A 20,900-nucleotide genomic window follows, 5' to 3' on the forward strand; every position below is an offset into this window, starting at 1 on the left:
CGTTTTCAACAAGGGAGAGTTTCATGCATACGATACCGCATTCTCTGACTTCCGCCTTTGCCAGACCGCTCACCCGCACTCTCGCCGCGCTGTCGATCGGCCTCCTCGTCTCCGTCGCCGGCAGCACGGCCTGGGCCGCCGCGATCAAGGATGGTGGCGATCTCCGCGCCGCGCTCACCGGCGAACCCGACGTGCTCGACCCTGCGACCTCGTCCATCTATACCGGTGCGCAGGTCTATGAAAGCATTTTCAGCAAGCTGATCGACATCGACGCCTCCGGCAAGTTCGTGCCGGATCTCGCGACCGCCTGGACCCAGGTCGATCCAAAGACCTGGAAATTCACGCTGGTCGACGGCGCCACATTCCACAACGGTGAGAAATTCACCTCGGCCGATGTGAAGTACACGTTCGAGCGCATTCTCAACCCGAAGACCGCGAGCGCCTATGCCGGTCTTTACGCGCAGATCGATTCAGTCGAGGCACCCGATCCGAAGACGGTGGTCTTTCACTTGAAATCGTCGTTCGGCCCGTTCCTGACCAATCTCGCCACGAATGGCGAGATCGTCAACAAGAAGGCGATCGAGAGCGGTGATCCGGCCCGCAAGCCGGTCGGCACCGGTCCGTTCGAATTCGTCGAATGGGTGCAGGGCGACCATATCACCGTCAAGAAGAACCCGAGCTATTTCAAGAAGGGCCTGCCGCATCTCGATTCGGTGACCTTCAAGTTCCTGCCGGTCGACCAGAGCCGCATCGATGGCCTTTCCGCTGGCGAACTCGACTGGGTCGATGCCATTCCGCTGCAGCAGGTGACGGCGCTGAAGAGCGATCCGCGCTTTACTTATGTCTCTGACGCCGTCGCCGGCATCCCTGATTATATCGGCCTCAACACCAAAAAGCCGCCGTTCGACAATGAGAAGGTCCGGCAAGCCGTGGCACTGGCCGTCAACCGCGCCGACATCCGCGACGTTGCCTATCTCGGCACCGGCGAACTCGGCCTCACCGAAATGCCGACGGGTTCGAAATGGTATGACGAAAAAGGCCTGTTCGCGCCGAAGCAGGATATCGACAAAGCCAAGCAACTGATGAAGGAAGCCGGCTTTGCCAACGGCGTCAAAGTCGAATATCTCGGCCTGCCGCAATATCCGGAACTGCTGAAGACCGGCCAGGTGCTGCGCGATGAACTCAAGCAGATCGGCATCGACATGGAGATCAAGCAGGTCGACGTCTCGGTGTGGTATGACGCCTTCTCCAAGGGCAGCTACCAGATCACCAGCGCCTATCAGGAACGGACGATCGATCCGGACAATTTCTATTCTCTGGTGCTGAAATCCGGCGGGCCGATCAACTCGACCAACTATTCCAACAAGGATGTCGATGCCCTGATCGACAAGGCGGCGGCGAGCAATGACGAGGCCGAACGCAAGGGGATCTACGAGCAAATCCGCACGACCACATCAAAGGATTCGCCACTGGTGTTCGTGCATTTCGAGACGCTGCATTACCTGATGAACACCAATGTGACCGGCTCAGGCATTACGCCGACACTGAGCCTGCATATGGAGAATATTGGTTTCACCCAGTAGGCGGCAGAAACGATCACTGCTCATTCGAGTGGCCGGCTTTGCAATGCCGGCCACTCGGCATTCGAACACTATTGAACGATAAAGTCCGGCTCGGTCGGATAAGGCAATTTGAAGGAGGCCGATATGGCACGCGTGATCGTCATCGGAGCAACAGGCCATGTCGGCACCTATCTTGTTCCCCGGCTTGTCGAGGCGGGGCATGAGGTCGTCGCGGTCAGCCGCGGGCAGGCGGAACCCTATCAGCCGAATCGCGCCTGGGGAAACGTCGAGCGGCGGCAATTGAACAGGACGAGCCTTGAAGACGAAGGGCGGTTCGGCCGGGAAATCCTAGCGCTGAAAGGAGACATCGTCATCGACATGATCTGTTTCACGCTGGACAGCGCAAAACAGCTCGCTGAAGCGCTTAGCGGCCATGTCAGCCATTTTCTGCATACGGGAACGATCTGGACGCACGGCTTCTCTACGGTCGTGCCGACGCCGGAGGAGGCGCCAAAAAAGCCGTTCGGCGAATATGGGATACAGAAGGCGGCGATCGAGGATTATCTGCTGCAAAAGGCACGGCTGTCGGGCTTTCCCGCCACCCTCATCCATCCCGGCCACATTGTCGGTCCCGGCTGGGACCCGTTGAACCCAGCCGGCCACTTCAATTCGGATGTATTTTCGAAACTGGCGCGGGGCGAGACGCTGGTGCTGCCGAATTTCGGCCTGGAAACCGTGCATCACGTTCACGCCGACGATATTGCCGGCCTGTTCATGAGCGCAATTGCCAATTGGAACGCTTCGGTCGGCGAGAGTTTTCACGCGGTGTCCGAGAAGGCATTGACCCTGCGCGGCTATGCCGAGGCCATGTCGCACTGGTTCGGCAAGGAGCCAAAGCTGGAATTCCTGCCCTATGACACATGGAAGGAAGGCCAGACGCCTGAGGAAGCGCAGGCGACCTGGGAGCACATTGCCCGCAGCCCCAATTGCTCGATGGAAAAAGCCAAGCGATTGTTGGGCTTTTCGCCGCGTTATACGTCGTTACAGGCGGTGCAAGAAGCGGTCGAATGGCTAATCGCCAATGGGCGCATTGAAAGCAAAGCTGTGTGATGGTCTTGAGGGATGGGCGCTCGCGCGCCACCAAAAATGGATGCGCGGTGCGACGCCTTGTCAAGCAACATTTTCCGCCGGAACTGGGGTCAATCCACGTCGCCTGTGAATTACGGGATTTGCATCAAACAAGCGTGATCGTCGCATCAATGAAACTTGCGGCGGTTATACATTAGCGTATCGTATTAAAGTGCGACCGGGGAGTTGGTGGAGCGTCGAACCGGTCTGGATGGGTTGGAGGCGATATTGGACAAGACAAATATGCCAGCGGCAGCGCCGCGTGCCGCTGCCGAGCGATTTCGGTCGGAACTGCGTGATCGGCTCATGCGCATGCGCGCGGTTGCGGGCCAGAACACAGGCAAATCGCACTATCTCGACAGCCTGGAGCAAAGTTCAGCAGCTATTCTGCGTGCGATCGCCAATGACGATAAAAAACCGGCATCGGCGACGAAATGAAGGCATGCGCATCGCGACATTGTCGCAAATTGCTGCACTGCAAATTTATTACTTGAAATTTGTGCGACGCAGCATTATATGTCTGAACAGGAAATCAATTCTCCTCCCAAGTGATTTCCGCATGATCGACGGTCATCCTCCTCCCGACCGTTGACCTATATCAGAAGCCCGGTGTACCTCCTCCCACACCGGGCTTTTTTATTTGCCATTTACGAGATGTTCATGACCGCAGATATAGGGTCGCTATAGCCGCGATCCTGTAGTGCGTACGCGGTCACTTTCTTCCGATTCAGATCAAGACCGTGCTCGCCGTTTCAGATGTGTGGCGTTGAGAGCGGGTCATTTGCCAATTCAATCGGCTTGCCATGCGGCGTCGCCTCCGCGGCGCGCTGCCAACTCTCCCGGAGAGCTTCGACGGTTTCGTGGTCCGCTATGCCACGGCTTTCAATCAGTGACGCGAGTGCCGAGACCCAGCAGTCGAAATAATCCTCGCCGCATTTCTGGGGGTCCTGATGCCTGAGTGCTACCGACAGCGATTCGGCCCATTCGGTCCACGTGAACAGGCCGCGTTCATGCAGATGAACGGTGAGCGCGAAGGCTTGCGCAGCCCAAGGCTCCGGAAATGCCGGCGCGCCATTATCAGTGAGTTTCAATCCGGGGGAGCGAAGCAGGCTGGTTTCGATCTCAGGCCTGTTCAAGATAGCTCTCCCAGGCATCGATGGAGATCGTGAGTGACGGATCGGCGCCGTCACCCCAGATCTCCCCGCCGTCGAAGACGACAGTGTATATCCATTGCGGATTTTCGCCCCGGCCATGCGCATTGTCGTCGGGAAAGACGAAAGATCCCTGGACGGCCTCGATCACACCCTGCTTGGCGCGGGCATAGCGCGGCAGACGCGTATGGCCCGCCGGGTTGAAATTGCGCGTCCTGACCTTTTCGCCTACGGCAAAACGGGGAGCGGAATCGACCGGCCGGTCGCATGGGCCGCCCTTGGCCAGCGCACCGGCCACCATGTCGGCCGTGAGGATGCGTTTCGGCACTGCTGGCTCGATGTGCTTGCGGCTGGCGTCGATCTCGGCTTGCGTCGCAAAACCGTGCCGCTCCAGAAGCACTTCGAGTGCGCGGATCCAGATTTCGTAATAGCTTGCGGCGAGATAGGCGGCGGGCGGGATGTTTTCGCGCGCATGCCGGCTTTCATCGATCGTCCAGGCGCCGAAAGCGCCGCAGGAGAGCACGATCCCAAGCGCCTGCTTTTCCCATTCGGCGTGGAAATAGGGTTCGTTCGGCTCGGGCGCAACGGGACCGAAACCCATCTGCCCGCCAAGGTCATGCGGGCCGTTCATGCCGGCATCCCCGCGACGGCCGTGCCGATCATCGCATCACGGCTGACGAGAGCGGAGAGTGCTTTTTCGTCGAGGCCATCCGTCCCTACCGGCCGCTCGGGGATGACGATGTAGCGAAGTTCGGCAGTGGAATCCCAGACGCGGATTTTCTTCTCCGCCGGCAAGGTCAGCCCGAATTCGGCCAGCACGCCCCGCGGATCGATGACCGCCCGCGAGCGATAGGCTGGCGCCTTGTACCAGACCGGCGGCAGGCCGAGCACGGCCCATGGATAGCAGGAGCACAGCGTGCAGACGACGAGATTATGCGTCTCGGGCGTGTTGAAGACGGCACGCATATGCTCACCCTGGCGGCCGGTATAGCCAAGGCTGGCGATCGCAGCCGTGGCATCCCGCCTCAGCCAGTCGGCGAAATCCCTGTCGCTCCAGGCTTTTGCCACCACATGGGCGCCGTTGCGCGGCCCGACCTTGGTTTCGTAGGTTTCGACGATGGCATCGATCGCGGCCGGATCGATCAGTCCTTTTTCCGTCAGCACCGTCTCGAGCGCCTTCACCCGCGCCTGCATGTCGGAATAGCGATTGTCATGATGATGGTCGTGGTCGTGGTGATGTCCGTCGTGCAAAATCCGGCCCTCCAGAGGACTTGTCTTAAGCTTTAGAAGATTGATCGCCAAGCATACATTTGCTTGCTGGTTCAGCGGCGCCCTTCGCATTTCCACGCTTGGATTTCATCCTGGGTGACGGGCTTGGCCTGACTGCGAGCTGCACGTAGCCCTTCGATTGCCGCGAGCCGGCGGCCGCGCTCATTGATTGTTACAAAATGGGCAATAGGATCGTCACCACGCATAATGATGATCTCCTCGCCTGCCTCAACGCGAGCGAGCAGTTCGGAGAAACGGACCTCGGCTTCTGTAACATCGACGATCATGGCCATATCAGCGCTCTGAGTTGAATTTCTTCCGAGTTAGGCATCCGCAAAAACCAGCCGATCAGCCGACCAACCTCAAAACGATATTCGCATGCTCTTTCGGCAAAGCCAATCTGGACTTGAAATTCCGCTCCAGCCGCGCCATGTCTCGCGCAAAATTTCAGTCTGAACGGAGAGATCCCTATGACACAAGACGTTCTCGACCAGCCCGCCGAACAGCATGCCTTCGAGGCCGATGTCAGCCGCCTGCTCTACATGATGGTGCACTCGGTCTATTCGGACAAGGACGTGTTCCTGCGCGAACTGATTTCCAATGCCGCCGATGCCTGCGAAAAGCTGCGCTATGAGGCGATCGCGCAGCCGGAGCTGGCGGCCGATGGCGAGGCGCCGCGTATTCTGGTGTCGCTCGATGAAGAAGGCATGCGGCTCAGTGTCGAGGACAATGGCATCGGCATGAGCCGTGACGAGATGATCGATGCGCTGGGCACGATCGCCCGCTCCGGCACTCGTGCCTTTATGGAGCGGATCGAGGCCGCCAAGGCTGGCGAAGGGGCGGAGCTGATCGGCCAGTTCGGCGTCGGCTTCTATTCGTCCTTCATGGTGGCCGATCGCGTCGACGTGATTTCGCGCCGGGCCGGTGCGGCCGAAGCCTGGCTCTGGTCCTCCGACGGCAAGGGCAGCTATAGCGTCGCCCCGGCAGCGGTGGAGGATGCCCCGGTACGCGGCACGCGCGTCGTGCTGCATCTGATGGAAGATGCCAAGACCTATACCGGCAAGTGGGCGGTCGAGCGGATCATCCGCGAACAGTCCGGCCATGTGCCGGTGCCGATCCAGGTGCGCGATAAGCCGGACGCCGAGCCGAGTTCGGTGACCGATGGTGCGGCGCTGTGGACCAAGTCGAAAAACGACATCAAGCCTGAGGAATATACGGATTTCTATCGGGGCGTCTCCGGTCAATACGACGAACCGGAATTGACCGTGCATTTCCGCGCCGAAGGGCGTCACGAATATACAGCACTTGCCTTCGTGCCGGGTACGCAGCCCTTCGATCTCTTCGATGCCGATCGCAAGGGTCGGATGAAACTCTATGTGAAGCGCGTCTTTATCACCGACGAGGCGGAACTCCTGCCGCGCTATCTGCGCTTCGTGCGCGGCATCGTCGATACTTCGGACCTGCCGCTCAATATTTCCCGCGAGATGATCCAGGACAGCCCGATCCTTGCCGCGATCCGCAAGGGTGTGACCAGCCGCATTCTCACCGCGATCGAAAAGCTCGCGGAGAGCGAAACAGAGAAATTCCTGAAACTCTGGGAAATGTTCGGCAGCGTGCTGAAGGAAGGGCTTTATGACGATTTCGAGCGCAAGGGCCAGCTGCTGGCACTGTCGCGCTTCCGCACCACCGCTTCGGGCGATGGCTTCCGGTCGCTTGCCGACTATGTGAAGGACATGAAGGACGGCCAGGACGCGATTTACTATCTGGCCGGCGGCAATCTCGACCAGCTCAAGGCGTCGCCGCAGCTCGAAGGGTTTCGCGCCCGCGGTATCGAAGTCCTGCTGCTCACCGATCCGGTCGACAGTTTCTGGGCGCCGAATGCGCAGGAATTCGAGGGCAAGACGCTCAAGTCGATCACCCAGGGGCTTGCCGACCTCGACAAGGTGGCCAAGGTCGACGGCCAGGCTGAGGACAATGCCGAGGCCTCCGACGAGGTCAGGAATTTCATCACCTTCGCCAAGGAGACATTGTCTGCCGAAGTCGCCGATGTGCGTGTCTCGGCCCGGCTGACCGAAAGTGCAGCCTGCTTGGTCGCCTCTGAAAATGCGCTCGACCGGCAGCTGGAAAAGCTGCTGCAAGGCGCGGGACGGCTGCAGACGGCGGAGAAGCCGGTGCTGGAAATCAATCCCGGCCATACGCTGGTCAAATCGGTGGCAGGCCTCGGCGATGCCGATTTCCGCACCGACGCGGCCTGGCTGCTGCTTGATGAAGCGCGTATCCTCGACGGCGACAAACCGGCCGATCCGCGGGCCTTCGCCGGTCGCCTGTCGCGCCTGTTCGAGCGGGCGCTGGCGGGGCGTTCGTAAAACAGGGTATTTTAGCCCTCTCGCCCTTGAAACGGTGCGATGTCATATTAGATTCATCTCAACGGGACTGATTTTTCTCCTCCCCTCGGTCCCCGTCATCGGCAATCTCCCTGGCTGATGACATTGTCAGAAGCCCGGCGTTCCCCCTCCCACGCCGGGCTTTTTTTGCCTTGATTTTACTGAGAATCGTCAAGCCACTTCGCTTGTGCCGCTTTGCGAAATACGCGTAGCGATGACGTCGCTCAGCTTCGTGTTTCCTTTCAGTGCCATGCGGCCGTTATTCTCCCGAAACCAGGGACCACTTTTGGTCGACATGCTGCAGACTGCCAAAAACGGATCGCATTCGTGCTTGATCCGGATCGGCGCCATCATCGTTGATCGCAAAGTCTTGCTCCAGGGACTCCCCAGCAACGGCAATAGGCATGTATAAGGAAAATGCCTTTGGGACGGGGCTGCCTTTTCAGGATTCGGGGGATCCATCGTGCAGATTGCCAGTTATCGCCGCATCTTTCTTTTCTACGGGCTGCCACTCATCTGTATCCTGACCGCGCTGATCGTCCGGACGAGGCCGTTGCAGGGTTATAATCTCGGGCCGACATTCATGGCCACGGCCGGCGTCCTGCTGATCGTCCTCGTCCTGGCGACCGTCTTCATCGCACTGCATCACGCCGACACCATTGCCAAGCATCTGGGCGAACCCTGGGGGACGCTGGTTCTGACCTTCGCGGTCACCGCAATCGAAGTTTCGATCATCATTTCCATGATGCTGCATGGCGAAAACAATCCGACGCTGGCGCGTTCTTCGGTGTTCTCCACGGTGATGATCGTCTGCAGCGGTCTCGTCGGGATCTGCATGACCTTCGGTGGCTGGAAGCATCGCAACCAGGAGATCAGGCGCCAGGGCACGAGCGCGTTCCTGGCCGTGCTCATCGCCATCACGGTCCTGACAATGGTGCTGCCGAACTTTACGCTGACGACATCTCCAGGCACGTTCTCCACGGCTCAGCTTGCCTTCGTCAGCATCCTCTCCGTGTTTCTTTACGCCAGTTTCATCTTCGCGCAGGTGATCAGCCAGCGCGACGACTTCATGGAGGCGTTCGAGGGCGAATTGGCTGAGGCCGACGCCGAAAACACGACGAATGGAGCAGCACTGAAGCATGGCGTATTTCTGCTTGTCAGCCTGCTTGGCATCGTGCTTCTCACCGAAGAAGTGGCCTCCCGCGTCGAGGACGCATTGCATCATTTCCAGATCGCACAGGCGGATTCGATCGTCGGCGCCCTGATCGCGCTTATCGTGCTGATGCCGGAGGCGCTGTCGGCCGTCCGAGCCTCCATGGCCAACGAGCTGCAGCGCGGCCTCAACATCGCGCTGGGTTCGGCCTGCGCCACGATCGGGCTGACGATCCCAGCGGTCGCCATGGGAAGCCTGATCACCGGCCGCGGACTGACATTGGGCCTCGACGCGGCGCAGACAGTGCTGCTGCTTCTCTCTCACACGATCTGCATCGTCAGCTTCGGCACTGGCCGAACGACGACGCTCACCGGCGTGACGCATCTCGCCGTGTTCCTCACCTTCATCCTGCTGACGATCATTCCGTAGAATGCCGTCGCCGTCTCAGCGCCAGCCCAGCGCCGGGGCGACGTATTTCAGGATCGATTCAATGACATGGGCGTTGTAGGCGACGCCAAGCTGGTTGGGCACGGTGAGAAGCAGCGTGTCGGCCTCGGCAATTCCTTCGTCCTGCTTGAGCTGCTCGATCAACGCGTCCGGTTCGGCGGCGTAGCTGCGGCYGAAGATCGCCCGCATATTGGCGTCGATGAAGCCGATCTTGTCCTCGTCGTCACCCTCGCGGCCGAAATAGGCGCGATCCATGTCATTGACCAGCGCGAAAATGCTGCGGCTGACCGAGACACGCGGTTCACGCGTGTGTCCCGCTTCCTTCCATGCCTCGCGATAGGCGCGAATCTGGACGGCCTGCTGGACGTGGAAGGCCTCGCCGCCCTCGTCTTCCTTGAGCGTCGAACTCTGCAGGTTCATCCCGAGCTTGGCCGCCCAGACAGCTGTGGCGTTCGAGGCCGCACCCCACCAGATGCGTTCGCGCAGACCCTCGGAATAGGGCTCAAGGCGTAGCATGCCGGGCGGATTGGGAAACATCGGCCGCGGATTGGGTTGGGCAAAACCTTCGCCGCGCAGTACGTCGAGGAAGACTTCGGCATGATGCCGGGCCATATCGGCATCGGACTGGCCCTCCGGCGGCTCATAGCCGAAATAGCGCCAGCCATCGATCACCTGCTCCGGTGAACCGCGGCTGATGCCGAGCTGCAGCCGCCCGCCGGCGATCAGGTCCGCCGCACCGGCATCCTCGGCCATGTAGAGCGGGTTCTCGTAGCGCATATCGATGACCGCCGTGCCGATCTCGATGCGTTTGGTCCGGGCACCGACCGCGGCGAGCAACGGAAACGGCGAGCCGAGCTGCCGGGCAAAGTGATGGACGCGGAAATAGGCGCCATCCGCGCCGAGTTCCTCGGCCGCCACGGCGAGATCGATGGACTGCAGCAATGCATCGCCACCCGAGCGCGTTCCGGACTGCGGCGAGGGATTCCAGTGGCCGAAGGAGAGAAAGCCGATTTTTTTCATGAGTATGCACGCATATTGAATTGAACTTGGGCGCCTTCATCGCACACTTTCCCGTCTCGAAATAGGCATTGTCCAGACAACGCTGCGTACACGGTCAGGAGATAGCACTTGACATGGCCAGCCTGATATTTCTATTGATACGTATCACTAATACGTATAAGTAATTCCGTCATGGTCAATACACGCGCAACGCAGAAGGATGTGGCTCGAGCCGCCGGGGTTTCCCAGGCGACGGTGTCCATGGTGCTGAGCGGAGGTGGCGGGTCGATCCCGGCGGAGACCTGGGAGAAGATCACCAAGGCGGCGAAGGACCTCGGCTATGTGCCCAACCGCTTCGCACAGGCGCTGAAGACCAATCGGTCGATGACGATTGCCTGCATCGTTCCGGATATCACCAACCCCTTCTATCCGTCGCTGATCCGCGGCATCCAGTCGGTCGCCGACGGGCTTAGCTACGATGTCATCGCCGTCAACACCGATGGCTCGCCGGAACGCGAGCGTCATTTCCTCGATTGGGCGCGGCAGGGCCGTGTCGATGGGGTCATCGGCGTGTTCTTTACGCTCAGGGCAACCGACTTCACGCCGCTCGTCGAGGCCGGCGTGCCGGTGGTGCGGATCGAATCGTCCAAGAAACGCGGCGGCGATATCCCGGTCGACGATATTTTCGTCGATAGCCGTGCCGCGGCACTGGCCGTGACGGAATACCTGATCAATCAAGGCCACCGCCGCATCGCGATGGTCGCCGGCAGGCGCGGGCCGCAGGCGACGCGGATCGACGGCTATCGCGCCGCACTTGCTAAAGCCGGCCTGGAGGAACACGTCGCCATCGACGAGGAATTTTCGGAAATCGGCGGCACCCGTGCGGCGGAAACCATTCTGTCGAGCGCGTTCAAACCGACCGCCATCTTCGCCGCCAACGATCTGATGGCAATCGGCGTCATGCAGGCGCTGCGCGACCGCGCCATCGACATTCCCCGCGACATCGCCGTTGTCGGCTTCGACGACATCTCGGCCGCCAAGCTGGTGACGCCGCCGCTGACGACCGTGGCGCAGTTCCAGTGGAAAATGGGTGAACGCGCCGCCGAGACTTTGATGGAGCGTCTGCGCGGGCTGAGGACCGGCGCGGGAACCGCGCTCGAAATGCCGTTTGAATTGATCCAAAGGGGCTCGACCCGGGCCACCTGAGGCAAACCTGGAGGAGGAAAACATGCAACGCCGTACTGTATTGAAAGCCGGACTTGGTCTGGCCAGCCTGCCGCTTCTGCCACGCTTCGCCTTCGCCGCCGACCAGAAACCGATCGGCTTCTGGTACGAGTCCGCTTCGCCGGAAAATCAGGATAATCTCAAGAACATCCTGATCGATCCGTTCAATGCGGCGCATCCGGAATATTCGCTCAGCATCGATTTCCGCGGCTCGGACCTCGACAAGCAGCTGCGCGTCGCCATGCTCGCCGGCACCGGCCCGGATATCGTCTTCACCGCCGGACCGAGCTATGTTGCTTCCATGGCCCAGGCGGGCCAGCTTCTGCCGCTTGACGACTATGCCAAGAAATATGGCTGGAACGACAGCATGCTGCCGATCTTCCTCGATCTCGGCAGGTATAACGGCAAGCTCTATGCGCTCGCCAAGACCTATGAAACGCTCGGCCTGTTCTACAACAAGACGCTGTTTGCGAAGAATGGCTGGAAAGCGCCGACCACGATCGAAGAACTGGAAAAGCTGGCCGATGAGATGAAGGCCAAGGGCCTGGTGCCGTTCGGCGCCAGCAATGCCGACTGGCGTGGCGCCAATGAATGGCATGTCTCGATTGCGATCAACTCGATCGCCGGTCCGGACATGGTCTACAAGGCGCTGACCGGCGCCATTCCGTGGACCGATCCGGCCTTCGTCACCGCGATCGACAAGCTGGCAGAGTGGTGGGACAAGGGCTATTACGGCGAAAACTATTTCTCGCTGACGCTGGAACAGTCCTTCGCCCAGGTCGCCACCGGACAGGCCGGCATGTCGCCGACCGGCACCTGGAGTTTTACCAACGTCCAGACCTATTTCCCGCAGAACAATGCCGAGCCGGGCTTTGTCGGCTTCCCGAGCGCCAAAGGTGCTCCCGTCTTCCCGCTCGGCATCGGCTCGACAATTTCCGTCAACGCCAAGTCGGAAAATCCCGATGGCGCCGCGGCCGTGCTCGACTACATCTTCAAGCCGGATTTCTACAGCAAGATGAATTCGGTCTGGCAGGGCGAGTGGAACATGCCGCTCAAGGACCTGTCGCAGGTAAAACTCTCCGACAAGGTGATCCCGCTCTACACCGAAGCGATGAAGAACCTGTCCGCCGCCGTCGGCGCCGGCAATTACGGCTATACGAGCTGGACCTTCCTACCGCCGGCCACCGACACCTATATGATCAGCGGCATCGAGGAAGTCTGGTTGAAGAAGATCAAGACCGCCGATTACCTGAAAAAGCTCGACGACACGTTCAAGCAGGAAAAGGACGCCGGCAAGGCTCCGGCTATTCCGCCGCGCGCTTGAGATTGCGATCGGACAGGTGAGCGCATGAATAAAGACCCCCTCATCCGACCGCTTCGCGGCCACCGTCTCCCCGCTGGGGAGAAGAGGGAACCTGCTGCGACGTCGCGTGCCTCCTCTCCCCTCGGGGAGAGGTCCGCCGAGCGAAGCGGAGGCGGGGTGAGGGGGCGATCCACGCTCGCACGATAATCCTGGCTTTCCAGGAGGAGAACACATGCACCGCCTCTATCTTGTGCCCACGATGATCATCAACGTCGCCATCGTGCTGATTCCGGCGCTGCTGACGGTGCTGCTCGCCTTCTATCATTGGGACGGCATTTCGACGCCGACCTATGCGGGCCTCGACAATTTCCGCAATCTCTGGAACGATCCGGTCTTCTGGGTCGCACTTGAAAATAACATTATCTGGACGGTCATTTTCCTGATCGTGCCGATCGCCATGGGCCTGTTTGCCGCTTCGATGCTGCTGATCGTCCGGCGCGGCAGCAATTTCTTCCAGGTCGTCTATTTCTTGCCCGTGGTCATCGCCACCGTCATCACCGCGCGTGTCTGGCAGGGGATGATCTATAGCCCGGCCACCGGCATATTCGCGGTGCTGAAGAAGTTCGGCATGCCTATTCCCAATCCGCTCGCCTACCCATCGATGTCGCTGTTTGGCGTCGCCACCGTCGACCTCTGGCACTGGTGGGGTTTTCTCTGCGTAATCTTCTTCGCCGCTCTTCGCCAGGTGCCGCAGGAGCAGATCGAGGCGGCACGGCTGGAAGGCGCTACCTACTGGCAGATGATGCGCTATGTGCTTCTGCCCGGCATTCGCCCGACGATCACGCTGATGATGATCATGACGGTCATCTGGTCGTTCCTCGCCTTCGACTTCGTCTACATCCTGACACAGGGTGGGCCGGCCTATTCGAGCGAGATGCTCTCCACCCTGGCCTATCGCCACGCCTTCTACGATCTCGACGTCGGCCAGGCGGCCGCGGCAGCGCTGGTGATCAGCATTTTCGGCCTTATCGGCACCTTCTTCTATGTCCGCATTTCGACCAAGGAGGGCGACCAATGAGACTGGTCGAAAGCCGCGCCACGCTGGCGATTTCCTATTTCTTCCTCGGCCTGTTCGCCTTCATCGCGCTGTTTCCGATCGCGCTGTTGATACTCAATTCGCTGAAGCCGGCGGCGCAGATCGTGCAGGCGCCGCTCGCCCTGCCGAACCCGATCCGCTGGGAGAATTTCTCGCATGCCTGGCATGATGCGAAATTCTCAAGGACCTTCATTAATTCGGTCATTATCAGCGCCACGACCATCGTGCTTGTCTGCGCCACCTCTTCGCTGTCAGCCTATGTGCTGGCGCGCAAGAAGATCGCATCGTGGAAGGTATTCACCTTCTACTTGCTCGCGACCACGACGGCACCGGTGCAGCTTTACCTCTTCCCGCTCTATTTCGGCTTTGCCAAGCTGGGATTGATCAACAACGTCTTCGGCGTAGCGCTGATCTATACGGCGCTCTACAGCCCCTTCGCGGTGATGCTGCTCCGGACCTATTTTCTTGCCGTGCCGAAGGAACTCGAAGAGGCTGCCATCGTCGACGGCGCCACCCATTGGCAGGTGTTCTGGCGGGTGATGCTGCCGATCGTCTCGCCCGGTATCCTCACCGTGGCGCTGATCATCGGGCTCAATTCGTGGAACGAGTTCCTGATCGCCACGACCTTCCTGCAGAAGGCGGAAAATACCACCGCCGTCATCGCCTTCTACCTGCTTTCCGGCCAGTACAGCTCCGACTGGGGCGAGATCATGGCCGCCGCCCTTATCATCGTCGTCCCCGTCGTCGTGCTGTTCGTCTTCATGCAAAGACGTTTCATCGAAGGCATGGCCGGCGGCTCGGTGAAGGGCTGACCCTTTCGACATTCGACATATGGAGTGATCCGCAATGCAGCTTCCGAACGACTATCTCGAACGTGTCTATGCCGGCGTGCTGGGCAAACTGGTGGGCGTCTATCTCGGCCGTCCCTTTGAAGGCTGGACCTACCAGAAGATCATGGAGGAACTCGGCCCGATCGAATATTACGTGCACGAGCGCCTCAATCAGCCGCTGGTGGTCACCGATGACGACGTCGCCGGCACCTTTACCTTCGTGCGTGCGCTCGAAGATTATGGCATCAAGCCGAACCTCTCGGCCGAGGAGATCGGCAAGGCCTGGCTCAACTATATCGTCGAGGAACGCGCGATCCTCTGGTGGGGCGGCAATGGCAATTCCACCGAGCACACAGCCTGGCTGAACCTCAAGAAGGGCGTGCCCGCGCCACATTCCGGTTCGATCGCCACCAATGGGCAGGCGGTGGCCGAACAGATCGGTGCGCAAATCTTCATCGACGGCTGGGCCATGGTGGCACCACGCCAGCCGGAACTGGCGGCCAAGCTTGCCGAGCAGGCGGGCAAAGTCAGCCATGATGGTGAATCCGTCTATGCCGCCATGCTCTGGGCGGCGATGGAGGCGGAAGCATTCGGCTCGGCCGATATCGATCATCTGCTCGATATCRGCCTGAAGCAGATCCCGAAGGACAGCCTGATCGCCAGGCTGATCGGCGACATCCGCGCCTGGCACAAGGCCAATCCCGACTGGCGCGATACGCGTCAAAAAATCCAGGACAAATACGGCTATGACAAATATCCGGGCAATTGCCATGTCGTGCCCAACCATGCGCTGATGGTCATGGCCGTGCTCTATGCGCCGCATGACTTCCAGAAGGCGCAGATGATCGTCAATACTTCAGGTTGGGACACCGACTGCAATGCCGGCAATGTCGGTTGCTTGCTCGGCATCATGAACGGCCTCGAAGGTCTCGACGAAGGTCCGGACTGGCGCGGCCCGATCGCCGATCGCATGCTGATCTCGTCGGCCGATGGCGGCAATTCGATCAATGACGCGGTGCGGCAGGCCTATTTCCTCACCAATCTCGGTCTGCAACTGGCCGGTGGCCAGGCGCTCGATGCGCCGAAGAATGGCGCCCAGTTCCATTTCTCGCTGCCGGGCAGCCAGCAGGGGTTTAGGCCGCAGGAAGGGCTTGATGTCAGCCGCGCCGTTCGTGTCGGCAATGCCGAGTTCCAAGGCGGCCGGGCACTGGCGATCGACTACGAAGCCCTCGGTCCGGCGCAAATCGCCTCCGTCACCAGCCCGACCTTCTCGCCGCGCGAAATGCTCGATATGCGCACCTATGACCTGATGGCGACGCCGCTAGTCTATCCCGGCCAGATCGCCCAGGCGCATGTGGTTGCCGATGCCGCCAACAAGGGCGACGTCGCGGTGCGGCTGCGCATCCGTGTCTATGACGAACACGATCAGCTGCGCGATATCGACGGCGCGTCGATCCTGGTCGCGCCGGGCAAGGCGGCGACACTGTCATGGACCCTGCCGGATACGGACGGTCAGCCGATCGCAGAGATCGGCCTTGCTGTCAGCAGCATAGGCAAGCGCGCCGACGGCCGCCTGCTGGTGGACTATCTGCGCTGCGACGGCGCGCCGGCGCTGACGCTGAAGCGACCGGCCGGCGATGGCGACTTCTGGCGGATGTCCTGGGTCAATGGCGCGAGCTTCTTCTCCAAGCGCTTCCCGCAGGCCTTCCGTATCGCGCAGAACAGCGGCGAAGGCATTATCATCCATGGCACGCGGCAATGGACGGACTATCAGGCATCCGGCGATGTCATGCTGCATCTCGGCAATTATGGCGGCTTCGCCATCCGTGCCCAGGGGCTGAAACGCTATTACGGCGCTCGCGTCACCCGCGACGGCAAGATGCAGATTGTCCGCGTTCGCGATGAAGACACCAAGATCCTGGCTGAGACGTCGTTCAAGACCGAGTTCGAGAAGACGATCTCGATGCGCGTCAGCGCCAAGGGAGATACGATCAGCTTCAGTGCCGATGGCGTGTCGCTTTCGGTCACCGACAATGACCCGGAAGCGTTTGAAGACGGCGGCGTCGGCCTGCTGGTGCACGAAGGCGCATTGTCGTCCAACGAAATCCGTGTCGGAGCAACCTGATGGCGACGGTTACGATCGACAAGGCCCGCAAGGCCTATGGTCAGTCGGAGATACTGCATGGCGTCTCCGTGGATATCGCCGACGGCGAGTTTGTCGTGCTGGTCGGCCCGTCGGGTTGCGGCAAGTCGACGCTTCTCAGGATGATCGCCGGGCTCGAGACGATCACCGGCGGCACGATCAGCATTGGCGGCCGGGTGGTCAACGACCTGCCGCCGAAGGAACGCGACATTTCCATGGTCTTCCAATCCTATGCGCTCTATCCGCATATGACGGTGGCGGAAAACATGGCCTTCTCGCTGACGCTTGCCGGGGCGCCGAAGGAGGAGAAACAGAAACGTGTCGCGGAGGCAGCGCAGATTCTCGGCCTGACGGATCTGCTCGGCCGCTATCCGCGCCAGCTCTCCGGCGGCCAGCGGCAGCGCGTCGCCATGGGCCGGTCGATCGTCCGGAAGGCACAGGTCTTCCTGTTCGACGAGCCGCTTTCCAACCTCGACGCCAAGCTGCGCGTCGCCATGCGTGCCGAAATCAAGAGCCTGCATCGGCGGCTTGCCACCACCACGGTCTATGTCACCCATGACCAGGTCGAGGCGATGACCATGGCCGATCGGATCGTGGTGATGAATGCCGGCAATATCGAGCAGATCGGCAAGCCGCTCGATCTCTATGACAATCCGCAGAGCTTGTTCGTGGCGGAATTCATTGGTTCGCCGTCGATGAACATGCTGAAGGGCCGGATAGAAGCCGTGGACGGCCAACCAATGTTCCGGCTTTCGGGCGATGCGGTACTGCCCCTGCCACAGAATCTCAACGCGGCGGCTGGCACCGAAGTGGTTTACGGCATCCGCCCGGAATATTTCTCCATGACGGCGAATGGATCGGGCATCCCTGCGACCGTCATCGTGGTCGAGCCGCTCGGGCCGGAGACGCAGGTGACGGCGACCATCGGCAACCAGACAGTCGTGGCCATGTTCCGCGAGCGGCTCAACATTCAACCCGACGAGACGATCCGGCTTTTGCCGCAGGTCGAGCGCATCTGCCTGTTCGACAAAGCCGGCAAGCGGATCAACTGACACAGTGATCCAGATGCAAGTGCTCAGGTCGAGTATCCGGTCATCGGCGTGGACAAACGCCGGCACCTGCGCATGTGCAGCGCCGGCTTTGGAGATCACACCGCTGCGGCAGCCTGCAGCGGCTTGGGAATCGGTTTGAAGGTCATGGCGATCAGGAAGGCACCGAGCCCCATGGCCCAGGAGCCGACATAGAGCCAAGTGTAGGCCTTCGTCGTATCGTAGATCATCCCGCCGGCGACCGGACCGAGCGCCATGCCGAGGCTGCCCGCCATCGACGTGCCGCCGATCACCATGCCCATCATCCTGAGCGGAAAATTCTCACGGGCAATCACCGCATAGAGCGGCATCACGCCGGCATAGATGAAGCCGAAGACGGCCGCAGCCGCATAGAAGCCGAACAGGCTATGTGCCAGCAGATAGCCAAGCGCACCGAACGCCTGGACGAGCAACCCAACCACTAGGACATTCTTGGCACCAAGCCGATCGCCCAATATGCCGAAGACAATCCGGCCACCCATGCCCGCCAAGCCTTCAAGACTATAAATTGACACCGCAGCCATCATCGGAATGCCACAGCTGATGGCATAGTTCATGGTGTGTGTGATCGGACCGGAATGTGTCGCGCAGCAAAAGAAATTGGTGAGCACGAGAATGATGAACTGAGGGGATTTCAGTGCCTGTGCCATAGAGACGGAATCGTGTGGCTGCTCCCCAGCGGGAGAGGCCCCAGCCTCGAGTGCCGGTGGCCGGCGAATGAGGAAACAGACCGGTATCATCAATACTGCGACCAGGACCGCCATTACCTGCATTGAGGTGCGCCAGTCGTGCCCCGTCACCAGCCATGCGGCAAATGGTGCCATGGTCATCGGCGCCACGCCAATGCCCGCGGAAACGAGTGAGACAGCCAAGCTGCGATGAGTGTCAAACCATCCAGTGACCGAGGCCATCGTTGGCACCAGAACGGCAGCCACTGCAACGCCCATCAGCAAGCCGAAAGCCAATTGGAAGAGTATGAGTGATGAGGCGATGCTTGTCAGAGCAAGACTGACTACCGTCAGCACCGAACCGGTGAGGACGACGGGACGTGGCCCCCATTTATCGGAAAGACCACCCCAAACCATGCTGGCGACGGCCATGGCGATGAAGCCAATTGTCAACGCCGTCGATATGCCGGTCGTCGACCACGCTGTTTCCTTGAAAATAGGCTGCAGGAAAACGGGCAAGGTGAACATGGCGCCGATGGCAACGCAGCCCAGCAGACTACCTGCCGCCACCATAACCCAGCGATAGTATGCATTCGTCATTTCTTCCTCCTTGATGCCGGCAACAGGGCCAAAACGCGGCCCCTTCCCCCCGGCTCAGCTTAAAGACGCTGCGACATCATCGATTTCGACATCCGGTCGAAAATTTTTTGACGGTCGCAGAGCCGGAGCCTGCAGCCGGCTTTCCTTGCTCGCCGGCCGGCCCCTCCAATGATCAGGTCAGCACCACGTCTCCGGTCTCGAGCAGCGACTTGAGGTTGGACAGTATCTTCGGCCAGCCGCCCGACACCGCGGTGATGAGCTTGGACTCCTCGACATCGATCATATGCGTGACCGACAGTTTGACGGCATTGGCGACCGGCTCGACCTCGATCACGCAGCGCGAAAAACCTTCCGCCTTCAGTTCCGGCCGGAATTCGTTCTGCCAGCGCATGACGATGCGCTTCGGCGGATCATATTCGAGGATCTCGCCCTTGTCGGTGATCGTGCCATCCGGATAGAGCATCTTCCAGGGAGAGCCGACCTTCCATTCCGAATCCATGACAACGCCGAACCAGTATTTGCGGGTGAATTCCGGCTTGGTCAGCGCTTCCCAGAGCGCTTCGGGCGTGGTGCGGATGAAGGTGACATAGGCAAATTTGTCGCCGGCCATGGCTGTTACTCCGTCACATCGGTTGCGGGTCTCTCAGTGTTTTCAAGCGCTGCCTTCAGCTCGGATAAAGCGTCCAACTGGCGGCGCTCGAATTTATTAATCCAGCGTTCGGCGATCTCGTTGATCGGAACGGGATTGATGTAATGCAGCTTCTCGCGGCTCTGGCGCTGCCATGACACGAGATTGGCCTCTTCCAGGATCGCCAGATGCTTGGCGACCGCCTGCCGCGTCATGGCGAGACCGTCGCAAAGCTCACCCAGCGTCTGGCCGTTGCGCTCAAACAGGCGGTCCAGCAGAAGCCGGCGGCTGCGGTCGGCCAGAGCCCGAAAAACAGCGTCGTCATTCATGACCCCCTTAATAGGGAACCAAAAGGTTACATGTCAAGTGGAATCCATCAGAGCGCGGAAAAACACCGGCCAATCCCGGTTAAGGGATTGCCGTAGCGGGCGCTGAACGGGGCGGATCGGGAAGATTGAGATGGAGCAGATACAGAAAACCCGGCSCATCAGAGATGCACCGGGTTTTCCAAAAAGGTGACCATCGGCTGGGAGGAGGAGTGCCGCTGGTCTATGAAGCCGATTTTGGGAGGAGGAGGAGATCGGCTTCGATGACTGAGAACATAATGCTGCGACGCACATTCGACAAGCGGCAATGCTGCATCGCAGCTATGCAGGATCGCATTACCAGTAAATATTGTCATCGGCAGTAAAGGCGGCGGAATCTATTCCATGAAGAACTGCTTTGGCAGCAGATAGGGGAATTGCGTCGTCGGATCGACCTCGATCCTCATCAGCGGTGCCATCCATTCGCCCCAGCGAGCGTTGACCGGATCGATGGCGAGTTTTTGCTGCGACGCCTTGAGGTCATCGGTTTCGAAGAAGCCGAAGAGGGTCAGGCCGTGGCGGAAAATGTTGTAGTTGCGGATGCCGGCGGCGCGCAGTGCGTCCAGCATATCCGGCCAGATCTCGTCATGCCGCTTCTTGTATTCGTCCTCGTAACCCGGTCGGACTTCCAAGACCCATGCGTAAGCTGTCATTTCAATCCTCCTTCTACCGAGGCTACCGCAACTGCCGATGCCTCAATTAGGCCGAGGCGCCGCCGCGAGTCTTCTCCCCCCTCACATGAGGATTTTGCTGTCAAGGTATGAGTTAGGGATTTCCTGTTTGTTCGACGGGTTGGCCTTCCTGTTCGTCCCGACCTTACGGTTTTGTATGGCATCGCGCGCAGAGCGGGGCAAGGGTCGGC

At 60.1% G+C, this 20,900-nt stretch carries 20 protein-coding genes; 11 read left to right on the forward strand and 9 right to left on the reverse strand.

Features of this window, described 5'->3' with window-relative positions:
• The first annotated feature begins 23 nt into the window (after window positions 1-23).
• The 3 genes from AC1DYF_RS07320 to AC1DYF_RS07330 all read left to right on the forward strand — a co-directional run bounded on the left by AC1DYF_RS07320 (window position 24) and on the right by AC1DYF_RS07330 (window position 3,128).
• Window positions 24-1,583 carry an ABC transporter substrate-binding protein gene (locus AC1DYF_RS07320; protein ID WP_477876033.1) on the forward strand — a complete coding sequence of 520 codons (1,560 nt, stop codon included), beginning with the start codon at window positions 24-26 and terminating at the stop codon, window positions 1,581-1,583.
• Window positions 1,584-1,706: 123 nt separating this feature from the next.
• Window positions 1,707-2,672, forward strand: a complete 966-nt coding sequence (locus tag AC1DYF_RS07325; protein WP_477876034.1) for an NAD-dependent epimerase/dehydratase family protein — start codon at window positions 1,707-1,709, stop codon at window positions 2,670-2,672.
• Window positions 2,673-2,879: 207 nt separating this feature from the next.
• The gene (locus tag AC1DYF_RS07330) at window positions 2,880-3,128 is read left to right on the forward strand and encodes a hypothetical protein (protein ID WP_477876035.1); all 249 of its coding nucleotides are present in this window, start codon (window positions 2,880-2,882) and stop codon (window positions 3,126-3,128) included.
• Window positions 3,129-3,442: 314 nt separating this feature from the next.
• Here AC1DYF_RS07330 and AC1DYF_RS07335 read toward each other — a convergent pair whose 3' ends face one another.
• From AC1DYF_RS07335 to AC1DYF_RS07350, 4 genes are all read right to left on the reverse strand, one after another.
• On the reverse strand, window positions 3,443-3,826 hold the full coding sequence (locus AC1DYF_RS07335; protein ID WP_477876036.1) for a nitrile hydratase accessory protein: 384 nt from the start codon (window positions 3,824-3,826) through the stop codon (window positions 3,443-3,445).
• Complete coding sequence (gene nthB, locus AC1DYF_RS07340; protein WP_477876037.1) at window positions 3,813-4,472, reverse strand: nitrile hydratase subunit beta; 660 nt, start codon at window positions 4,470-4,472, stop codon at window positions 3,813-3,815. The genes AC1DYF_RS07335 and nthB overlap by 14 nt, the downstream gene beginning before the upstream one ends.
• Complete coding sequence (nthA, locus tag AC1DYF_RS07345; protein ID WP_477876038.1) at window positions 4,469-5,092, reverse strand: nitrile hydratase subunit alpha; 624 nt, start codon at window positions 5,090-5,092, stop codon at window positions 4,469-4,471. The genes nthB and nthA overlap by 4 nt, the downstream gene beginning before the upstream one ends.
• A gap of 71 nt (window positions 5,093-5,163) precedes the next feature.
• Window positions 5,164-5,403: a type II toxin-antitoxin system Phd/YefM family antitoxin gene (locus AC1DYF_RS07350; protein WP_477876039.1), complete on the reverse strand. Its 240-nt coding sequence runs from the start codon at window positions 5,401-5,403 to the stop codon at window positions 5,164-5,166.
• A gap of 177 nt (window positions 5,404-5,580) precedes the next feature.
• Between AC1DYF_RS07350 and htpG the strand changes: the two genes are divergently transcribed.
• Entirely contained in the window at window positions 5,581-7,476 is a 1,896-nt protein-coding gene (htpG, locus tag AC1DYF_RS07355) for a molecular chaperone HtpG (protein WP_477876040.1), read from the forward strand.
• Between the two features lie 481 nt (window positions 7,477-7,957).
• Window positions 7,958-9,076, forward strand: coding sequence for a calcium:cation antiporter (locus AC1DYF_RS07360; RefSeq protein ID WP_477876041.1), 1,119 nt, complete (start codon window positions 7,958-7,960; stop codon window positions 9,074-9,076).
• Between the two features lie 15 nt (window positions 9,077-9,091).
• Here AC1DYF_RS07360 and AC1DYF_RS07365 read toward each other — a convergent pair whose 3' ends face one another.
• The gene (locus AC1DYF_RS07365) at window positions 9,092-10,114 is read right to left on the reverse strand and encodes an LLM class flavin-dependent oxidoreductase (protein WP_477876042.1); all 1,023 of its coding nucleotides are present in this window, start codon (window positions 10,112-10,114) and stop codon (window positions 9,092-9,094) included.
• A gap of 171 nt (window positions 10,115-10,285) precedes the next feature.
• Here AC1DYF_RS07365 and AC1DYF_RS07370 point away from each other — a divergent pair, with 171 nt between their 5' ends.
• The 6 genes from AC1DYF_RS07370 (at window position 10,286) to AC1DYF_RS07395 (ending at window position 17,741) form a co-directional block, all read left to right on the forward strand.
• Entirely contained in the window at window positions 10,286-11,299 is a 1,014-nt protein-coding gene (locus AC1DYF_RS07370; protein ID WP_477876043.1) for a LacI family DNA-binding transcriptional regulator, read from the forward strand.
• A gap of 22 nt (window positions 11,300-11,321) precedes the next feature.
• On the forward strand, window positions 11,322-12,641 hold the full coding sequence (locus AC1DYF_RS07375) for an ABC transporter substrate-binding protein (RefSeq protein ID WP_477876044.1): 1,320 nt from the start codon (window positions 11,322-11,324) through the stop codon (window positions 12,639-12,641).
• A gap of 211 nt (window positions 12,642-12,852) precedes the next feature.
• Window positions 12,853-13,698, forward strand: a complete 846-nt coding sequence (locus tag AC1DYF_RS07380; protein ID WP_477876045.1) for a carbohydrate ABC transporter permease — start codon at window positions 12,853-12,855, stop codon at window positions 13,696-13,698.
• Window positions 13,695-14,528, forward strand: coding sequence for a carbohydrate ABC transporter permease (locus tag AC1DYF_RS07385; protein WP_477876046.1), 834 nt, complete (start codon window positions 13,695-13,697; stop codon window positions 14,526-14,528). Before AC1DYF_RS07380 ends, AC1DYF_RS07385 begins: the two co-directional genes overlap by 4 nt.
• A 34-nt stretch (window positions 14,529-14,562) precedes the next feature.
• Window positions 14,563-16,671, forward strand: a complete 2,109-nt coding sequence (locus tag AC1DYF_RS07390; protein WP_477876047.1) for an ADP-ribosylglycohydrolase family protein — start codon at window positions 14,563-14,565, stop codon at window positions 16,669-16,671.
• Entirely contained in the window at window positions 16,671-17,741 is a 1,071-nt protein-coding gene (locus tag AC1DYF_RS07395) for an ABC transporter ATP-binding protein (protein WP_477876048.1), read from the forward strand. The genes AC1DYF_RS07390 and AC1DYF_RS07395 overlap by 1 nt, the downstream gene beginning before the upstream one ends.
• A gap of 95 nt (window positions 17,742-17,836) precedes the next feature.
• Here AC1DYF_RS07395 and AC1DYF_RS07400 read toward each other — a convergent pair whose 3' ends face one another.
• The 4 genes from AC1DYF_RS07400 to AC1DYF_RS07415 all read right to left on the reverse strand — a co-directional run bounded on the left by AC1DYF_RS07400 (window position 17,837) and on the right by AC1DYF_RS07415 (window position 20,691).
• On the reverse strand, window positions 17,837-19,045 hold the full coding sequence (locus tag AC1DYF_RS07400) for an MFS transporter (RefSeq protein WP_477876049.1): 1,209 nt from the start codon (window positions 19,043-19,045) through the stop codon (window positions 17,837-17,839).
• Between the two features lie 172 nt (window positions 19,046-19,217).
• The gene (locus AC1DYF_RS07405; protein ID WP_477876050.1) at window positions 19,218-19,655 is read right to left on the reverse strand and encodes an SRPBCC family protein; all 438 of its coding nucleotides are present in this window, start codon (window positions 19,653-19,655) and stop codon (window positions 19,218-19,220) included.
• 5 nt (window positions 19,656-19,660) lie between these two features.
• Entirely contained in the window at window positions 19,661-20,002 is a 342-nt protein-coding gene (locus tag AC1DYF_RS07410; RefSeq protein ID WP_477876051.1) for an ArsR/SmtB family transcription factor, read from the reverse strand.
• A gap of 374 nt (window positions 20,003-20,376) precedes the next feature.
• Window positions 20,377-20,691, reverse strand: coding sequence for an L-rhamnose mutarotase (locus AC1DYF_RS07415; RefSeq protein ID WP_477876052.1), 315 nt, complete (start codon window positions 20,689-20,691; stop codon window positions 20,377-20,379).
• Between the last annotated feature and the right edge of the window lie 209 nt (window positions 20,692-20,900).

The organism is Rhizobium sp. P2_G9 (genome assembly GCF_056403475.1).

Excerpts from the sequence above, each read along its gene's own strand:
- AC1DYF_RS07320 (WP_477876033.1), top strand. The coding sequence starts at position 24 with ATGCATACGATACCGCATTCTCTGACTTCCGCCTTTGCCAGACCGCTC.
- AC1DYF_RS07325 (WP_477876034.1), top strand. The coding sequence starts at position 1,707 with ATGGCACGCGTGATCGTCATCGGAGCAACAGGCCATGTCGGCACCTAT.
- nthB (WP_477876037.1), bottom strand. The coding sequence starts at position 4,472 with ATGAACGGCCCGCATGACCTTGGCGGGCAGATGGGTTTCGGTCCCGTT.
- AC1DYF_RS07350 (WP_477876039.1), bottom strand. The coding sequence starts at position 5,403 with ATGGCCATGATCGTCGATGTTACAGAAGCCGAGGTCCGTTTCTCCGAA.
- htpG (WP_477876040.1), top strand. The coding sequence starts at position 5,581 with ATGACACAAGACGTTCTCGACCAGCCCGCCGAACAGCATGCCTTCGAG.
- AC1DYF_RS07370 (WP_477876043.1), top strand. The coding sequence starts at position 10,286 with ATGGTCAATACACGCGCAACGCAGAAGGATGTGGCTCGAGCCGCCGGG.
- AC1DYF_RS07375 (WP_477876044.1), top strand. The coding sequence starts at position 11,322 with ATGCAACGCCGTACTGTATTGAAAGCCGGACTTGGTCTGGCCAGCCTG.
- AC1DYF_RS07380 (WP_477876045.1), top strand. The coding sequence starts at position 12,853 with ATGCACCGCCTCTATCTTGTGCCCACGATGATCATCAACGTCGCCATC.
- AC1DYF_RS07385 (WP_477876046.1), top strand. The coding sequence starts at position 13,695 with ATGAGACTGGTCGAAAGCCGCGCCACGCTGGCGATTTCCTATTTCTTC.
- AC1DYF_RS07395 (WP_477876048.1), top strand. The coding sequence starts at position 16,671 with ATGGCGACGGTTACGATCGACAAGGCCCGCAAGGCCTATGGTCAGTCG.
- AC1DYF_RS07400 (WP_477876049.1), bottom strand. The coding sequence starts at position 19,045 with ATGACGAATGCATACTATCGCTGGGTTATGGTGGCGGCAGGTAGTCTG.
- AC1DYF_RS07405 (WP_477876050.1), bottom strand. The coding sequence starts at position 19,655 with ATGGCCGGCGACAAATTTGCCTATGTCACCTTCATCCGCACCACGCCC.
- AC1DYF_RS07410 (WP_477876051.1), bottom strand. The coding sequence starts at position 20,002 with ATGAATGACGACGCTGTTTTTCGGGCTCTGGCCGACCGCAGCCGCCGG.
- AC1DYF_RS07415 (WP_477876052.1), bottom strand. The coding sequence starts at position 20,691 with ATGACAGCTTACGCATGGGTCTTGGAAGTCCGACCGGGTTACGAGGAC.